Annotated in this window: 17 protein-coding genes; 7 read left to right on the plus strand and 10 right to left on the minus strand. The window is 56.8% G+C overall.

Annotated features, from left to right (window positions below; all coding sequences use genetic code 11):
* Positions 1 to 279 precede the first annotated feature (279 nt).
* From LAP85_05725 to LAP85_05740, 4 genes are all read left to right on the plus strand, one after another.
* Positions 280 to 1,086 carry an ABC transporter permease gene (locus LAP85_05725; protein MBZ5495882.1) on the plus strand — a complete coding sequence of 269 codons (807 nt, stop codon included), beginning with the start codon at positions 280 to 282 and terminating at the stop codon, positions 1,084 to 1,086.
* Positions 1,083 to 1,874 carry an ATP-binding cassette domain-containing protein gene (locus tag LAP85_05730; GenBank protein MBZ5495883.1) on the plus strand — a complete coding sequence of 264 codons (792 nt, stop codon included), beginning with the start codon at positions 1,083 to 1,085 and terminating at the stop codon, positions 1,872 to 1,874. The genes LAP85_05725 and LAP85_05730 overlap by 4 nt, the downstream gene beginning before the upstream one ends.
* 127 nt (positions 1,875 to 2,001) lie before the next feature.
* Entirely contained in the window at positions 2,002 to 3,225 is a 1,224-nt protein-coding gene (locus LAP85_05735) for an MlaD family protein (GenBank protein ID MBZ5495884.1), read from the plus strand.
* Between the two features lie 37 nt (positions 3,226 to 3,262).
* On the plus strand, positions 3,263 to 3,874 hold the full coding sequence (locus LAP85_05740) for a CDP-alcohol phosphatidyltransferase family protein (GenBank protein MBZ5495885.1): 612 nt from the start codon (positions 3,263 to 3,265) through the stop codon (positions 3,872 to 3,874).
* A 29-nt stretch (positions 3,875 to 3,903) separates the two neighbouring features.
* Here the strand turns inward: LAP85_05740 and LAP85_05745 are convergent, their stop codons facing one another.
* The 5 genes from LAP85_05745 to LAP85_05765 all read right to left on the minus strand — a co-directional run bounded on the left by LAP85_05745 (position 3,904) and on the right by LAP85_05765 (position 7,804).
* On the minus strand, positions 3,904 to 4,623 hold the full coding sequence (locus LAP85_05745) for an outer membrane lipoprotein carrier protein LolA (protein ID MBZ5495886.1): 720 nt from the start codon (positions 4,621 to 4,623) through the stop codon (positions 3,904 to 3,906).
* 156 nt (positions 4,624 to 4,779) lie between these two features.
* On the minus strand, positions 4,780 to 4,989 hold the full coding sequence (locus LAP85_05750; protein MBZ5495887.1) for a hypothetical protein: 210 nt from the start codon (positions 4,987 to 4,989) through the stop codon (positions 4,780 to 4,782).
* 23 nt (positions 4,990 to 5,012) lie between these two features.
* Positions 5,013 to 5,696 carry an ABC transporter ATP-binding protein gene (locus LAP85_05755; protein MBZ5495888.1) on the minus strand — a complete coding sequence of 228 codons (684 nt, stop codon included), beginning with the start codon at positions 5,694 to 5,696 and terminating at the stop codon, positions 5,013 to 5,015.
* A 55-nt stretch (positions 5,697 to 5,751) separates the two neighbouring features.
* The gene (locus tag LAP85_05760; GenBank protein ID MBZ5495889.1) at positions 5,752 to 6,846 is read right to left on the minus strand and encodes an ABC transporter permease; all 1,095 of its coding nucleotides are present in this window, start codon (positions 6,844 to 6,846) and stop codon (positions 5,752 to 5,754) included.
* A gap of 19 nt (positions 6,847 to 6,865) precedes the next feature.
* On the minus strand, positions 6,866 to 7,804 hold the full coding sequence (locus LAP85_05765; GenBank protein MBZ5495890.1) for a hypothetical protein: 939 nt from the start codon (positions 7,802 to 7,804) through the stop codon (positions 6,866 to 6,868).
* A 297-nt stretch (positions 7,805 to 8,101) separates the two neighbouring features.
* Between LAP85_05765 and LAP85_05770 the strand changes: the two genes are divergently transcribed.
* The 3 genes from LAP85_05770 to LAP85_05780 are packed head-to-tail and all read left to right on the plus strand — an operon-like array spanning position 8,102 to position 10,641.
* On the plus strand, positions 8,102 to 8,998 hold the full coding sequence (locus tag LAP85_05770; GenBank protein ID MBZ5495891.1) for a DUF4115 domain-containing protein: 897 nt from the start codon (positions 8,102 to 8,104) through the stop codon (positions 8,996 to 8,998).
* A 27-nt stretch (positions 8,999 to 9,025) separates the two neighbouring features.
* Positions 9,026 to 10,057 (plus strand): hypothetical protein, encoded by a 1,032-nt coding sequence (locus tag LAP85_05775; GenBank protein ID MBZ5495892.1) that lies wholly within the window; start codon positions 9,026 to 9,028, stop codon positions 10,055 to 10,057.
* A 20-nt stretch (positions 10,058 to 10,077) separates the two neighbouring features.
* On the plus strand, positions 10,078 to 10,641 hold the full coding sequence (locus LAP85_05780; GenBank protein MBZ5495893.1) for a hypothetical protein: 564 nt from the start codon (positions 10,078 to 10,080) through the stop codon (positions 10,639 to 10,641).
* Between the two features lie 69 nt (positions 10,642 to 10,710).
* On the opposite strand, the gene LAP85_05785 is transcribed toward LAP85_05780, so the two are convergent.
* The 5 genes from LAP85_05785 to dnaK all read right to left on the minus strand — a co-directional run bounded on the left by LAP85_05785 (position 10,711) and on the right by dnaK (position 15,429).
* Positions 10,711 to 11,421, minus strand: a complete 711-nt coding sequence (locus LAP85_05785) for a hypothetical protein (GenBank protein MBZ5495894.1) — start codon at positions 11,419 to 11,421, stop codon at positions 10,711 to 10,713.
* Positions 11,418 to 11,810, minus strand: a complete 393-nt coding sequence (locus tag LAP85_05790) for a helix-turn-helix transcriptional regulator (protein ID MBZ5495895.1) — start codon at positions 11,808 to 11,810, stop codon at positions 11,418 to 11,420. The genes LAP85_05785 and LAP85_05790 overlap by 4 nt, the downstream gene beginning before the upstream one ends.
* Before the next feature lie 119 nt (positions 11,811 to 11,929).
* Complete coding sequence (gene dnaJ / locus LAP85_05795; GenBank protein ID MBZ5495896.1) at positions 11,930 to 13,072, minus strand: molecular chaperone DnaJ; 1,143 nt, start codon at positions 13,070 to 13,072, stop codon at positions 11,930 to 11,932.
* A 6-nt stretch (positions 13,073 to 13,078) separates the two neighbouring features.
* The gene (locus LAP85_05800) at positions 13,079 to 13,507 is read right to left on the minus strand and encodes an Hsp20/alpha crystallin family protein (protein ID MBZ5495897.1); all 429 of its coding nucleotides are present in this window, start codon (positions 13,505 to 13,507) and stop codon (positions 13,079 to 13,081) included.
* Entirely contained in the window at positions 13,504 to 15,429 is a 1,926-nt protein-coding gene (gene dnaK / locus LAP85_05805) for a molecular chaperone DnaK (protein ID MBZ5495898.1), read from the minus strand. The genes LAP85_05800 and dnaK overlap by 4 nt, the downstream gene beginning before the upstream one ends.
* Between the last annotated feature and the right edge of the window lie 231 nt (positions 15,430 to 15,660).

Below are 15,660 nucleotides of genomic sequence, written 5' to 3' on the forward strand. Positions count from 1 at the left end.
CGTTGTCGACTCCTTTATCGCGAGACATGTCCTAAGCGTGCGGCAGCAAGCTGCCGCCTGTGCACAAAGCAATTCCGGAAGGAGAAAAACCGAGCGTGAACATCCGCTTACGTCCGGCAGACCTCGCTCCGCGCTCGTTCCCGTGCTGAAAAGTTCGTTTATTTAGCATTTTCTTATTAATACAAAACTCCGCTCCTATCAAAAACTTAGAGCCTGCATCTTTTGCCCTTTGCTCTTGACTTACTGAAGTGCCGCCAAATAAACTTTTGCGAGGCTTTCATGATCAAAGCTCTTATAGCCGCACTGGAGGCACCCTTTCGCTTCATAACCAAAGCGATCTGGGAAATCCAATCCTACACTTTTCTGAGCAGCCGGGCTATTGCCAATCTGTTCACCAGGCCGATCTACATGCGAGAAATCATCATGCAGATGGATCGCATCGGCGTCGGCTCGCTGACCATCATCCTGCTGACCGGGTTCTTCACCGGGGCGGTGTTGGGCATCCAATCGGAAAGCGCGCTGCGGCGCTACGGGGCGGTCAGCATCACCGGGCAACTGGTCGCCATCACGCTCGTCCGCGAGCTTGGACCGGTTCTATCCGCATTGATGCTTGCCGGCCGCATCGGCTCCGGCGTTGCCTCAGAACTGGGTTCCATGGTCGTCTCAGAGCAGATCAACGCGATGCGCGCGCTGGGCACCGATCCGACGCGACGACTGGTTACCCCGCGGATGATCGCGACGATCATGATGCTCCCCTTGCTGACGATTCTCTGCAACGCCGTCGGCCTTGGGGGCGGGTGGATCATCGCTCGCTATAAACTGTTGATCAGCTCGAGCCAGTACTGGTCCGATGCCATCAATGCCCTCCAGCCTGCAGACGTCTTCGGCACGCTCGTGAAGCCGCTGGTTTTCGGCTTCATCATTTCGATGACCGGCTGCTACGTGGGATTGCGTACTCACGGAGGCACGGAAGGCGTCGGGCGCTCCACAACCCAGGCGGTCGTGAGCAGTTCCATACTCGTAATTACGGCGGATTTCTTCCTTAACAACTTGATCATCTACATTTCTCCTTTCCTCAACGTATGATCGAGTTCCGGAAAGTCACCAAGATCTTCGGCGATGATGTCGTACTAAAGGACATCAATTTCAGCATCTCGCGCGGCGAGACCAAGATCATTCTGGGAGCAAGCGGTTCCGGCAAATCGACGATCCTCAAGCTGATTCTCGGCCTGATCCGGCCCGATGATGGACAGATTCTGGTCGAAGGCCAGGACATCACCCAGATGAGCGAACGGGAGCTCGTCGGGGTGCGTCGAAGGATCGGCATGGTGTTTCAGGAGGGCGCACTCTTCGATTCCCTCTCCGTCAGAGAGAATGTCGGCTACCGGCTTTTCGAGGAATCGAAGATGAGTGATGAGGAGATCGAAGTCGCAGTGCAGCGGCTGCTGGGCTTCGTCGGACTCGAGGAAGCAATCGACAAAATGCCCGCTGAACTCTCCGGGGGCATGAAGCGCAGGGTCGGCATCGCGAGAGCCCTGGTCGGCACCCCCAAGGTGATTCTTTACGATGAGCCTACGTCCGGCCTGGATCCCATCACCAAGCGGACTATCGTGGAGCTGATGATCAAGCTGCGCGACCTGGAAGGGGTCACATCCGTGTTCGTCACCCATGACCTGCAGGCAGCCGAGACGATGGCCACCGAGTATGCGGTGGCCGAGGGCAATGGTCAGCTCCGCTTCGTGCCCGCGGGCGAGGACCTGTGCGTGGCCAACATCCACTTCATAATGCTTCAGGAAGGCGCCATATGCTTTCAGGGGAGTTATTCGGAGCTGATTGAGTCCAATGACACTTATATCAGGACATTTGTGACATGAGAAACCATGAAAATTGGTGTCGGGTCGGGGAACTCCGCTCTTATCCATGAGCCGATGAGTGGATCCTTCCTTCCATAACACTAAATCTTCCGGCCCTGATACCAGGTAGAGAGGTGGAGGTAAGAAAATGGCACAAAGGCAAAAAACATCCGTCACGGAAATGAAGGTGGGGATCCTGGTCACGATAGCCCTGTTTCTGCTGGCTGCAGTGATCCTGCAGCAGAGCTGGGGCATCAATTGGTTCGGGCGCACGGCCAAGGCCATTACCTACCTGCCTGACGTCGGGGGCTTGAAGCCGGGCGCACCGGTGTGGCTGGCCGGAATCGAGATCGGCAAGGTGACCAAGGTCGCCATCGTGCCGCCGGAAATCTTTGCCGGCAACAGGGGTACCCTGCGGAGAATCGAAGAGGTTCAGAAGCAGCTGGAGGGGCTGGATCGCAAGAATCCCAACTATGACAAAATCAGCTCCGATCTGCAGGACAACCTGCGCGATTTGAAGCTTCAGCTCAGTTTTGTGGAGGTTCAATTGCAGATCCGTAGCCAATACATCAACCGGATCAGTCAGGATTCCGAGGTGAGCATCGAATCCAAGGGACTGATCGGCGATTCCTTCATCGAGATTTCGCCCGGCACCTATGGCACCCCTCCAGTGAAGCGCGGCGAGTACTTCGTGATCGAAGGTGTGCGTGCGACCGGATTCCGCGAAATCATGACTGGAGCCAACGACGTCATCGCCAACTTCGGCGTCCTGTCCGACCAGTTCAAGAATATCGCTCTCAAGATCAATCCTGAAAAGGTCGGCAGCGGCATCGCTTCCACCGTGCAGGACATGCAGGACACGATGAAGCAAGCCCAGACAACCTTTGAGCACGCGACCCGTCTGGTAGATGCCCTGCACACGGGTGACGGCACCGTGGCCAAGCTGATTTCGGATCCGGCCGCCTATGCGCACCTGGTCGATTCCCTGGACAAGTTCAACAAGATCGCAGACCAGATTCAAAACGGCTCCGGGACGCTTTCCAAACTGATCCAGAATCCGCAGCTTTTCGATAACGCAAACGAGGCCCTGAAGAAGGCTGATGTCATGATGGCGCGGATCGAGCAAGGCGAAGGGACTCTCGGCAGGCTGTCCAGGGACCCGGCTCTTTATGACAGGACCAATGCAGCACTCGAAAAGTTTGCGAACTTCGTCGACCAGATCGAGAAGGGTCAGGGCACCCTGGGCAAGCTCTACAAGGATCCCTCCCTGTACGACAACCTGAATCAGACGACAGCCGAGATCACCAAGCTTATCTATGATTTAAGGCAAGACCCGAAGAAGTATCTGACAATCCGCTTCCGTTTGTTTTGACCTTGACAAGGTTTCGGATTCTGTCTAGCCTAGCGCCATGATCAGCAACGCCATCGGCCGTGGAGGGAAATTTGTCCTCGGTCTGATCGTAAATGTTCTGTCCCGTTTCCAGGTCAATCCCAATATCCTGACTTTCACGGGCGTGGTGATCAGTTTCTGGGCGGCCTGGAATTTCGGCTACGGCGAATTCGTGCGCGGCGCGCTCATTATAATCCTCGCCGGCATGTTCGACATGCTCGACGGCGAGGTCGCGCGGGTCACGCGCTCGGTGACCCGGTTTGGCGCCTTCTATGATTCGGTGATTGACCGCTACTCGGACATCATCCTGCTGCAAGGGCTGATGGTGTGGTATGCGCGCCAACAAAGACTTGGCTACGTGGTCCTCGTAGGCGTCGTCTTCATGGGAGCAATCATGACCAGCTACGCCCGGGCGCGAGCCGAGTCGCTCATTCCGAGCTGCAAGATTGGGTTCATGGAGCGGCCCGAGCGGATCGTGCTCCTGATCATCGGCGGTTTGACCAATCGCATGGAAGCGGTCCTGTGGGTCCTGGCGGTGCTCGGCAACTGGACCGTAATCGACCGGATCTACTACACCTGGAAGGAACTACCGAAGCCGGAACGAAAACAGGCCAGCTCCGTCTCCCACTAAACAAGCAAAACACGAAGCAGCCGCGTGTCCTATTTAATTTGTTGGATTTCGACGCCCTTGGGGAGCTTCTGTTCGAAATCCGCATCGGTCAGTTTGGGGTTGAGTTTCGGAGACGAGAATTTGTTCAGCAGATAGTTCCCGTTCGGCTCCTGGAGCTTTTGCTGGAGAGGCAAGCCGCTGGAATTGCTGATCCAGAGCGTTATTGAGGAGAAAAACGCCGCGGTGGCGCTGCTCTTGGGCTTGAGGAGCAGGACCGAGCAAAGCGCCTCATCGACCTTTTCCTCGCCCTGGAATTCGATGTTGAAGGTCTCGCGCATCCTGGCTGGCGATTGTCCGATCCCCAGAGCAAGAAACTCGGCTTTGTCTTTATTCTTGCCCAGGTTGATTCTGGTTGCCTGGTTAAGCGACGGTTGATAGACAAGTGCAGTTCCCGCTTTGATGGTGAGGATCTTGTGGCCCGGAACCTTGAATTCCTGGCGCAGCAGCGCCGAGCCGTCCTGGGCACGCGCATATAGGAAAACCCCGCTTTCAGGATTCTCAAACTCCTTCAGTACCGCGATATATTGTCGCTGCGTGAAGTCCGCCTGGAAACTGCGGAAGTCCTTCCCGACCGCTCCCATGCGTTCCAGCACTTTATCCAGCGCAGCCTGCGCGCCCCTGGCCTGAGGGAAAGCGGCGTTACCGGCACTCCCCGCTGCCACGAGCAGCAACAAGCTCCAACCGCCAATCAGCCGTCCAGGTTTCGTCATCGGATTCACTCTCAGAGGATGAGTCTTGAACAATTCCTTAAGCCCGTGTTCCACTGCGAGTGCGCAGCGATCTAGGTTCTGCAATGCCAAGATTAGCAGGTTATCCGAGCGGTCTGAAGCCCAAAGCAGCCAAAAAAACTGCTAGAATTATGAGTGTTAGCGGTGCTGCGAGTGTTGGGACGCGGCTTGCTGGTTCGTCTGGGTGTTCTCTACGCTGGAAGCATCGGCCCTTTTCGCGGTAAAGCAGGCCCTGGGAACCAGAAAGATGAAGGCGAGGATCAGAGCGCAAATGATGTCATACTGGAGCGTGCCCCGCTCATAGGTCCAGATCAGTATGTTCCGGAACAAACCTCCGGGTTTGGCCATCTTGCGCGAATTCTCCCAGCAGCCTAGAGGAGCCCTTCCAACTCGGGTTCGTAGGCGAGATGACAATGATGATTGAAGATCTGCCCGTCTCTCATCTCCACGATGCGTCCGGCCACGGATGCCGCTTCGGAGTCATGGGTTATCATCACGATGGTCTGGTTCAACTTTTCGTTCAGGCTCTGGAGAACGCGCAGCACCTGCTGTGCGTTGCGGGAGTCGAGACTTCCGGTCGGCTCATCGGCCAGGATAATTGCGGGATGATTGACCAGCGCGCGGGCGATCGCAACCCTTTGCTGCTCTCCACCGGACAGCTCGGCGGGCCGGAAATTGATCTTCTCCCTCAACCCGAGCATTTCGATGATCTCATCGGTTTTATAGGGATGAACGTGCCCGTTGCCGTGAATCTTCTTCGCCAGTTCGATGTTTCCCTTGGCACTCAGTGTGGGGAGAAGATTGAAACGCTGGAAAATGTACCCCACCTTGCGGCGTCGCACGGCGGTGCGTTCCGGGTCTCTCAGTTGTGCGATGTCGGCGCCCTCGATCAGGATCTGTCCGCTGGTGGGCTGCATCAGACCGCCAAGCAGGTGAAGGAGCGTAGATTTCCCACAGCCCGACGGTCCCATGATCGCGACAAACTCACCGGGTTTCACCGTGAGATCGACATCGCGGAGTGCGGGTACCTCGACTTTGCCCGACCGATAGATCATCGTAAGGTCGACGGTCCGTATGATGTATTCCGCAGGGAAAACCGCTATTTCAGCCCTATTCATAAGTCAATGCCCTGACAGGATCCATCTTGGCCGCCTTGTAGGCAGGGTAAAGTGCTCCCAAAGTTCCCCCCAACAATCCCAACATGCAGGCCGTAAGCACCTGGACAAGGGTCATCGATACCTGCAAGGTCGGGACAGCGGTAGTGATCGCCTTGCGTGCAATCTCACTGGCGCCGCTTCCGAACAGCACGCCCAAACCAGAGATTATAGCAGTTTCCTTCAGGATCATGCCAACGATAAATCGACGCGATGCGCCCAGTGATTTGAGAATCCCGATTTCGCGTGTCCGTTCGAAGATGGTCGTGTACATCACCACGAGAATGACCATAAAGCCCAGGAGCATGGAAACTAGGACAACAACAACCTGAAGCGCCTGCAAGCCGGGCATCTTGGTGCCGGCTAGCAGCATGCTCGCATCCTTGGTACTGCGGATTTCGTATCCCGGAAAGGCGCTTTTCAAGCCGGCTTCCACCGCGGCAAGGTCGGCGCCCGGAACCGCCTTGATAAAGAAAAATGTGACTTTATCGGGCGATTCATTCAATTGCTGAAGGGTCTTCAGAGGTACAAAAACACGGACAACCCCATCGTCGCGGCAGATTCCGCTGACTGCATAAGTATGATTCAAAACGGATAAGGACATTCCCGGCTGCAGATTGTGCTGCTTGGCATAGTTTTCCGCCACAATGACCTCGTCGTCAGCCAGCGAGCTGCGCCCGGCGATGATCTGCAATCGTCCGGGGAATTCGTCGTAACTGGCCAGGTCGATGCCGAAAACCAGATTGAAGCTCGCTGAGCTGAAGTTCGCCAGAATCGGGGTCACCATCGCTATGCCGGCCACCTCTTTGATCTTCGGCGCCAGCCTGACGGGGAGGGTTGCGGGACTGAGAGCGAAGAAGGCGGAAGCGCCGCTCGGTTGCAGCATGAAATCGGAGCCCACTCCCATGATCCGGCTCAAGTATTCGTCGAGCGTACCGGACACGATGCCGCCGATGATGAGCATGAGAATGACTCCGATCGCTACGGCAAGAACGCTGATAACCGTCCGCGTCGGTCGAGAGCACATGTTTGCTGCAACTATGCTTTCCATCACAAGTCTATTACGCTCCTTAGTAATCTCCGTTTCCCTTCTCCCTTAAAATCACCCGCTGCGCCTCCGGCGGCGGATTCAGAGCGAAGGACGAATCTGCCAGGCTGGGATTGACACGCCATTGGTTGAAACGCAGATCAAGAGAATATCCATCGATAGGCCGATCGATCCGGATTGTCCGCGGCAGCAGCACGCCATCGAATCTGCCAGGATTCGAATAGTCCACGATGCTCGCAACCTGACCTGTTTCAGTGTAGGTTTCTTCCCTCACGACCACCATCTCGGATCTCTCAACCCAGAGTCGCCGCAATACACGCATTACCGGCCCGCCGGTTTCCTGTAACAGTGTCAGGATATAGTACTTGGCTTGGGCATCCTGCCATTCGGTGAATGAAATCCTGCGATCGGGCTGTCCCAGTTCAATCAATTGAGGCAAAATTGCCTGAAAAATATGGATCGGCCTCGCGGTAAAGGCCAGTGGCTGACCGTTTTCCTCCAACTCGAATGCTTTGGCGCTGTTCCGTCCAATGTATACCTTGTTGTCACTCGGATTCCAGATCTCAAATTGATCGCCCCGGGAAACAAGCTCGAGGATAGTGGTGCTGGTGAGCGGAGCCTGAATGTTCATGAGAATATCATCCGGGCGCCGCAGCAGGATATATCCGGGGGCGGCATGGTACTTTTGCAATTTGCCGCTCTCGGCCTTTTCGGTTGTCAGGGTCACCCTTACCGAAGTCGACGAGAGCGAGGTGATCTTGTCGCTGTATTCCTTGAGCATTGTAAGCACTTCCAGCAATGTCGCAGTCCTGGCGGCGGCTACTTTGGCTGAGACCGGCATTGTCACCTCGGTCTTTATCCCGCACCCCCAGAACGTCAGCACCAGCAGCACCGCCGCAGTGCATGTCTGCGCCCACCTCCGATGGAACCCGATACAATGCATAACTCTAAATTTTACCATCTTTTCGCCAGATTTGCGGGGCTAATCTACCAGCAGCACGTGAGCTTGTCAACGCCAACCCTCCTAATCCAAGCGGCCGCGGAAGGCATGAAGAGATAGAAGCCGAGTCCATAAAATCTCAAATGCTACGCGGTCTCTGCGACCTCGGCACACTCTGCGTTGAGACTTTTTTGCGTGCGGCTATGACGCGCCGTGTCATAGGCGGCTGCTTTTTGGCGGCCGGTTAAATTGACACTTTGCATATGACTGAGTACAATGCCGTTCGCCTTGGCAAAGAGTGAAAAACGATCCCGAATCATGAAACCTGATCAGGCGGACGGCCACTATTCCGCGCAGGCCCCGTCTGCCATGTCGCAATCTGCTCCATCCAAAGCATTGCTGGGCGCCGATCTCAAGGCCGTACGGGTCGGGAAGGACATCACGCTCAAGCAGGTTTCGTTGGACACCCGCATCAGCCTTAGGCACATCCAGAATCTGGAGGAGGGACGATACAACGACCTTCCGGGCGGAATGTATAATCGCGCCTTTCTTCGCACCTACTGCGCTTACCTCGGACTCGAACCCGCCGAATTTCTCGATCGCTATGAGAAGGAATCCGCACCCCAGAGCGAAAAGATCATCAAGGCCAAAGCCCGCAGCCAGACAATGCCGGCGCAGTCGTTCCGGGTTCCGCCAGTCATGATCTGGAGCGTAATGCTGCTGGCTTCGATCGTCGGGTTGTACTTCAGTCGCGGGTGGATTTCGGCTGTGTTCTCGCCCTATTTCTCCCACGCGCCGGCAACTCGACTGCCCGCTTCGCAACCCGCACCGCCGCCAAACGCGCCCAAGCCTGCCGAGACGGCCTCACCCGTACCTCCCACCCCCACGGCCGCCACTCAGGCGGTGCCGACAGAACCTGTGCAGGCGCCCGGCGCGGCCGCACCGCCGCCCGGCATCATGCGTCTGAAGTTTGAGGTCGTACAGGAATGCTGGATGTCGCTCAGCAGCGACGGCACGCGCGTTCTGTCCAGGACTCTTCAGCCCGGGGAAACGCCGTTTTTTGATGCGAAGGAACGCATTGACCTGGTGGTGGGAAACGCCGGCGGCGTGAAACTCATGATCAACGGAAAGCCCGCCAAGCCTCTCGGCAAGCCAGGGGCGGTTGTCAGGCTCGTGATCACGCCCCAGACCATTCAGGAGATGCTGGAAAAATAGTTTTCATGCCAGGCATTCTTGGTATTTATGGCTGACAACGACCTGCTAAAGAGCTTCTTCGAAGGGAGTCCGCCCAAAAACATCCGCATGCTGGCGGCCGGTGGGCTCGTGCCCGTCCCTCAGGAGGATATGATCCGGCTGTTGGTCCACCTGGTAACCGATCCCGATCAGGAGGTGGCACAGAAGGCAACGGAGACGCTGAGTTCATGGGCAGAAAAAGAGATTGTCAGCCAACTGCAATCGCCGCAGTGCAGCCCGGAGGTGCTCGCTCATTTCGCCGCGTCCGCAAGCCTCCCGGTTCAGGAAGCCATTATCCTCAATCCAGAGGCGCCCGGTGCGGTGATCGCCAGACTTGCCTCATCCGTGGCCGCCCCACTTTTGGAAACAGTCCTTTACAACAGAATGCGGCTTCTGGCAACTCCCGAGATTCTTCAGAACATCAAGATAAATCCAGCCGCCACAGCTCAGATCCTCGGGCTGGTGCAGGAGATCGAAACCGAGTTCTTTGGCAGCAAGAAACTCGCCTACACGGCGGAAGGTCCGGATGCCGCCACTCCAGTAGCCGAGGAAGCACTGGAATTGGAGGCTGAGCTGGCGCCCGAAGATCTCTCCCTCGAGGGTCTTCCCGTCGATCCGCAGGCGCGCGAGGCCGCAATTCTCAGCAAAATCAACAGCATGACAGTGCAGCAAAAAATCCACCTAGCTCGCATGGGAACTCGTGAGGCACGGGCCGTCCTTATCCATGATGTCAACAAGGAGGTTTCGCGCACCGTGCTGGAGAGCCCAAAGCTGACCATGGTCGAAGTCGAAGCCTTCGCCGCCATGCGCACTGTCACGGAGGACATCCTGCGTCAGATCGGTACCAGCAAGGCGTGGACGAGAAGCTATGCCGTGGTACACAATCTGGTGAAAAATCCCAAGACTCCGCCCTGGATCTCCCAGAGGATGCTGGCGCGGCTTCATGCCAAAGACCTGATGCTGATCGCAAGGGATCGGGGAATTTCCGACGCAGTCCGACGGCTCGCAGACAGGATGCTGAAGCAAAAAAATGCTCCCTAATCAACGGGGTGAGGCCGACCATGAGGAAGAATCCCCCTTCCAGTGAACAAATGGCGCTGCCGGGCACGCCGGAACCGCGGCTGTCATCATCAAACAAACCAAGGGCGTGGCGAAGAATTCCCCACCTGGAGATACTCAAGGCTCTGCAGGATCCCGGCCTCGGTGTCGCCAACCTCGTGGATACCTACCGGCGCTGCGTGCTCCCGATCAAGACGCGCAGCATTCATCTCCTGGGACGCAAATCCCCGGCTCGGATCATCGAGACACTGCTCGGATATGAGGTCAAGGCCTCCTACAAACGCATCCATTGTCCCGACATGGTCACGGCACGTTATCTGAAATTGTTTACTGAGCTGGGTTGCCGAACCATCCGATTGCCCTACGATCCGACGGTGACGGCCAATCTGATTCCCCAGTTCGAACAATCGGTCGCAAGAATTGTCAGCGGCGTGCGCGACATTTATCCGAAGGACCGCAGGCTCCAGCTCTACGTGATTCAGAACATCTATCAGCGCCTGCGCGAACAGCTGAAAAAAAATATCACCTCAGAGGTTGCGGAGAATCCAGGCGGGACAGGCGCATAAGGAAGCGTCAACGCCCAGGTCGCAGAGTTCTGCGCTCTCAGAGCTCTGCGTTGAGATCTTCGTTGCCCATTATTTCTCAGGAACCAGGTCCTTGCGGACGACCTCGAGATCCTGTTCGCGCAGGATCAGCCGAACCAGCCGGCCGCTCATGTCGGTGGAGAAGTTTCCCGACCTCACACCTACGAACTCCACCTTGAAGTTGCGCACCGGGATGGTTCCCTTCCCGTAATCGAGCTTCGAGTCCTCAAGCCAGGTAACCGCCAGAGGGATATCGTTGCCGATAACGGGAATGAAATTGCTGAAGACCTGACGCCCTCGCTTCTTGAAATCGTACAGGCGGGCGAGTACGTCGTACTGATAAAAAACGTTGACATCGAGGATCACCGTGCCGGGCTGCATTGGAGCGGTGGTTTCGCTTACGTTCCCACCTCGGCTCAGGACACGGGAGATCTGGCTCCCCTTGACGGTCACGTCGCAGTAATCCTTGGTGTTCCCTGAGAGGTACTTGCAGGAGTAGCTTATGGGAACCGCAGTGTCTTTGGCAAAGACCATGGTCGTTTCAAAGGCCAGACGCTTGGTTTCCACGCCGTCCATGATCAGCAGCTCATGCTGCGAAGATACGACGCGGTTCCCATCGTTGTCTTTGCGCTCGCTGACGGTTTCGGTTCCGGCAAGCGATCCGTGGATGAAGACCGCGTAAGTCTGGGCATACAAAGGCGCCGGCTCCCCCTGAGGAAAGGAGCAGGCAAGGCTTAACAAAAACCAGTAAAGGACGGTCATTTCTTTTCCCGCTTGCTTTGAATGATCATCGAGGCTGGCGCGCGCACCAGAGCGCTGCGCTTCGCAGCGGCTCCGCTGTACGCGATGTTTTCGCGCACGTACAGGATCACCTCATCCATTTCCTTTTGCATGCTCTCCATCTTCTCGCGCATATTCAGAATGACTTCCACTCCCGCCAGATTGACGCCAAGGTCACGCGTAAGGTTGAGAATGATCTCCAGGCGGTGCAGATCCGCGTCGGTGAAAAGCCTGGTGTTGCCATCGCTCCGCGAAGGTTTGAGCAGGCCGAGTCTTTCATACAGACGCAGCGTCTGGGGGTGGACACGATACGTTTCCGCCACCACGCTGATCATGTAGCCTGCCTTCTTACGCGCACTCACGGCAATCATCTCCCATTGCGTTGAACAGGCGCTTCCAAAACATCTCAACGCAGACACCGCTGAGATCGCGAATCTCTGCGCCCTTGGCGCTCTCTGCGTTGAGACTTGCTATCACCTAGGCATCCTCATCAATGATTCGCCATGCGCGCCCGGGGATCCTCAGGATTGAGCCGGGCCAGTTCCCGCAGAATCTCCTTGGACCGTTCGTCTGCCACGCGCGGAACCACGACGCGGACTTCCACAATCTGATTTCCGACGCCCTCCCCGCGCAGCGAGGGCACCCCTTTTCCGCGCAAGCGGAATTTTTGGCCGCTCTGGGTCCCGGGTGGAATACGCAACAACGTCACACCCGAGACTGTGGGTACTTCGATCTTGGTACCCAGCGCGGCCTCCGTTACGGTGATGGGTATGGTGATAAGGATATCATTGCCTTCGCGCCGGAAAAGCTCGTGAGGCCGGACGGTGATGATCAGATACAAGTCGCCCGGCGGGCCGCCTTTCCGGCCGGCCGAGCCCTTGCCCGGGACACGCATCCGATATCCGGTGTCGACACCCGGCGGAATCCGGACCGTGACGGTTTCCTGCGTCGAAACCCCTCCGGACCCGCCGCAGTTGGCACAGCGGCCGCCCACCTTGCCGGACCCTCCGCAAGTGCGGCAAGGCGACGAAAATTTCATGACCCCATGGGCCCGCACCTCCTGGCCGCTCCCTTTGCATGTGGGACAAACCGCTTGAGGGCGGGACGAATCTATCCCGGAACCGCCACACACCGGGCACGAATCTTCGCGATTGATGGTCAGGCGCGTTTCCAGACCACGGATCGACTCGTCGAAGGAGATGTTCAGATGGTGCTCGAGATCCTCCCCTTTCTCGGCCCTGGGTCCACGCGCCGCTCTGGAGGCGGCGCCACCCCCAAAAATCTCCGAAAAGATGTCGCGGAAGCTGCTCTGCCCGCCGGCTCCGGCATCCATGCCGGAAAAATCGAATCCCCAGGCGGGGTCTTCGTTATAACCCCTGGCCCCTTCTCCGGCAGCCTGTTCCTTGATGTTCTCCGAGTAGAAGCCATATTTGTCATAGATGGCCCGCTTCTTGGAATCGCTCAGCACATCATAGGCTTCCTGGATCTTCTTGAATCGCTCCTCTGCGGCTTTGTCGCCCGGATTTACGTCTGGATGCGTCTTGCGTGCAAGTCGTCGGTACGCTTTCTTGATTTCCGGTTCTTTCGCGTTGCGCGCAACACCCAGGGTTGCGTAGTAATCTGCGTTCGCCATAGACACTCAGCGGCCGGTGCGCGAGGGTTGAACGGTGATTTTCCTGGACTTTGAGGACTTGACCAGCTCGACATGCAGGACACCGGCATTCAGGGTCGCATGGATTCTGGTGTCGTTGTCCATCGCTTCAGGCAGGGAAAAGGTCCGGTGAAACCGCCCGCGGATTCCCTCCAGGCGGTGATAACTCTCATCGGAACAGCACGCGTCCACCTTGCGTTCTCCCCAGATGGAAAGCTGAGATCCCCTGACTTCCACGTGAACATCTTCGCTTTCCAGTCCCGGCAACTCGGCACTCAAGACATAGCAATCCCTGGTTTCATACAAGTCGACCGGAGGGATCAGAGGAATCGAGCCGTCAGCCAGCTTGTCTCCATCGGTCAAAAATGAATCTCGAAGAATCACCAACCCCGGCGTACTCCTCTTTGCTTTAATCATTTTTTGGTGTCATCCATGTCAACGTATTCCGCATCGATGACTTCGTCTTCTTTCTTCTTGCCGGGCTCGGTTTTCGGGCCGGCGTGACCGGGGCCGGAACCTGGAGGCGGCGTCTGAGTGCTCGTCTTTTGATACATTGCTTCCGCCAGTTTGTGCGATGCTTTTGTCAGGTCCTCAATGGCCGCGTTCAGATCGCTGGTTTCCTTTGACTGCTCCAACACCGATTTGGCACGCGTGAGCGCGGCCTCCAGCGAAGAGGCTTCGCTCTCGGAGACTTTGTCCCGATTTTCTTTCAGGATTTTCTCCGTACTGTAAATGAGACCATCCAGTTTGTTCTTGGCCTCGATGGCTTCACGGTTTTTCTGATCTTCCTCCGCATGCGACTCGGCATCGCGCGTCATCTTCGAGATCTCATCTTTGTTGAGCCCGCTCGAGGCAGTGATGGTGATCTTCTGTTCTTTGTTCGTTCCCAGATCCTTAGCCGAGACACTCACAATTCCGTTGGCATCGATATCGAAGGTGACTTCGATCTGCGGCACGCCGCGCGGCGCCGGCGGAATTCCTATCAGATGAAATTTGCCCAGCGTGCGGTTGTCGCGAGCCATGGCGCGCTCGCCCTGCAGCACATGAATCTCAACCGACGTCTGGTTGTCGGCAGCAGTCGAGAAGATCTCGGACTTGCGCGTGGGAATCGTGGTGTTGCGCTCGATCAGCCTGGTGGAGACGCCGCCCAGGGTCTCAATACCCAGCGACAGCGGCGTAACATCGAGCAGCAGCAGGTCCTTGACCTCGCCGCCCAGCACGCCGGCCTGGATTGCGGCACCGACGGCGACCACTTCGTCCGGGTTCACCCCCTTGTGCGGCTCTTTGCCGAAGAAGTCGCGCACGATCTGCTGCACTCTGGGAATGCGCGTCGACCCGCCGACAAGCACTACCTCATGGATGTTGTCGGGCTTGAGCCCCGCATCCGCAAGAGCCTGCTTCGTGGGCGCCACCGTTCGCTGCAGGATGTCCTCCACCATCTGCTCGAACTTCGCGCGCGTGAGCTTCATGTTCAGATGCTTGGGCCCGCCGGCGTCGGCCGTAATGAAGGGCAGATTGACTTCCGACTCCATCACCGTCGACAGCTCCATCTTTGCTTTTTCGGCAGCCTCACGCAGCCGCTGCAGCGCCATCTTGTCCTTGGAGAGATCGATGCCCTGATCGCGCTTGAATTCGCCGATGATCCAATCCATCAGGCGTAAGTCAATGTTGTCGCCGCCCAGGTGCGTGTCGCCGTTGGTGGACTTGACTTCGACTACCCCTTCACCAACTTCCAGGATCGATATGTCGAAGGTGCCGCCTCCAAAATCGAACACGGCAATGGTTTCGTCTTTCTTTTTGTCGAGCCCGTATGCCAGAGCGGCCGCCGTCGGCTCGTTGACGATGCGCACTACATCCAGCCCCGCAATCTTGCCGGCATCCTTGGTCGCCTGCCGCTGGCTGTCGTTGAAATAAGCGGGAACCGTAATCACCGCCTTTTCCACCTTCTCACCCAGATATTCCTCCGCGGCCGAGCGCATCTTCTGCAGGATCATCGCCGAGATCTCGGGCGGGGCATAGGTTCGATCCCCCATCTTCACCGTGGCGTCCCCATTCGACGCTTCGGTGACCTTGTACGGAACGAGCTTGATTTCCTCCTGAACCTCGCCGAACTTCCGCCCCATGAACCGTTTGATCGAGAAGATCGTGTTCTCCGGATTGGTGATCGCCTGGCGCTTGGCAACCTGTCCCACAAAACGCTCCCCGCCTTTCCCGACTGCAACTACGGACGGCGTGAGCCTGCTCCCCTCCGGATTCGTGATAACCTTGGGCTCGCTCCCCTCCATGACCGCAACCACGGAGTTCGTCGTGCCGAGGTCAATTCCAATGATTTTGCTCATTTACCCTTTCCTCCTGAATGTCCTTTTCTCGTCCCGCTCCCCCATAACATTAGTGCTCTGTCTATATAGAATGTGAGTGAAGTATTGTCAATCTTCTTGAAGGCTAAAGCGGTCACAAATGGCAAGAATTCCACGAATACAGGCATGGATGACGTTTGCGCTACTCACCTACGGATACTTGCCATTTAGGCAAGCAAAGCAAAGGATCAACGCAGAAGTCGCAGAGGTTGC

This window comes from Terriglobia bacterium (assembly GCA_020072565.1).
In the GTDB taxonomy this organism is placed as follows: domain Bacteria; phylum Acidobacteriota; class UBA6911; order UBA6911; family UBA6911; genus JAFNAG01.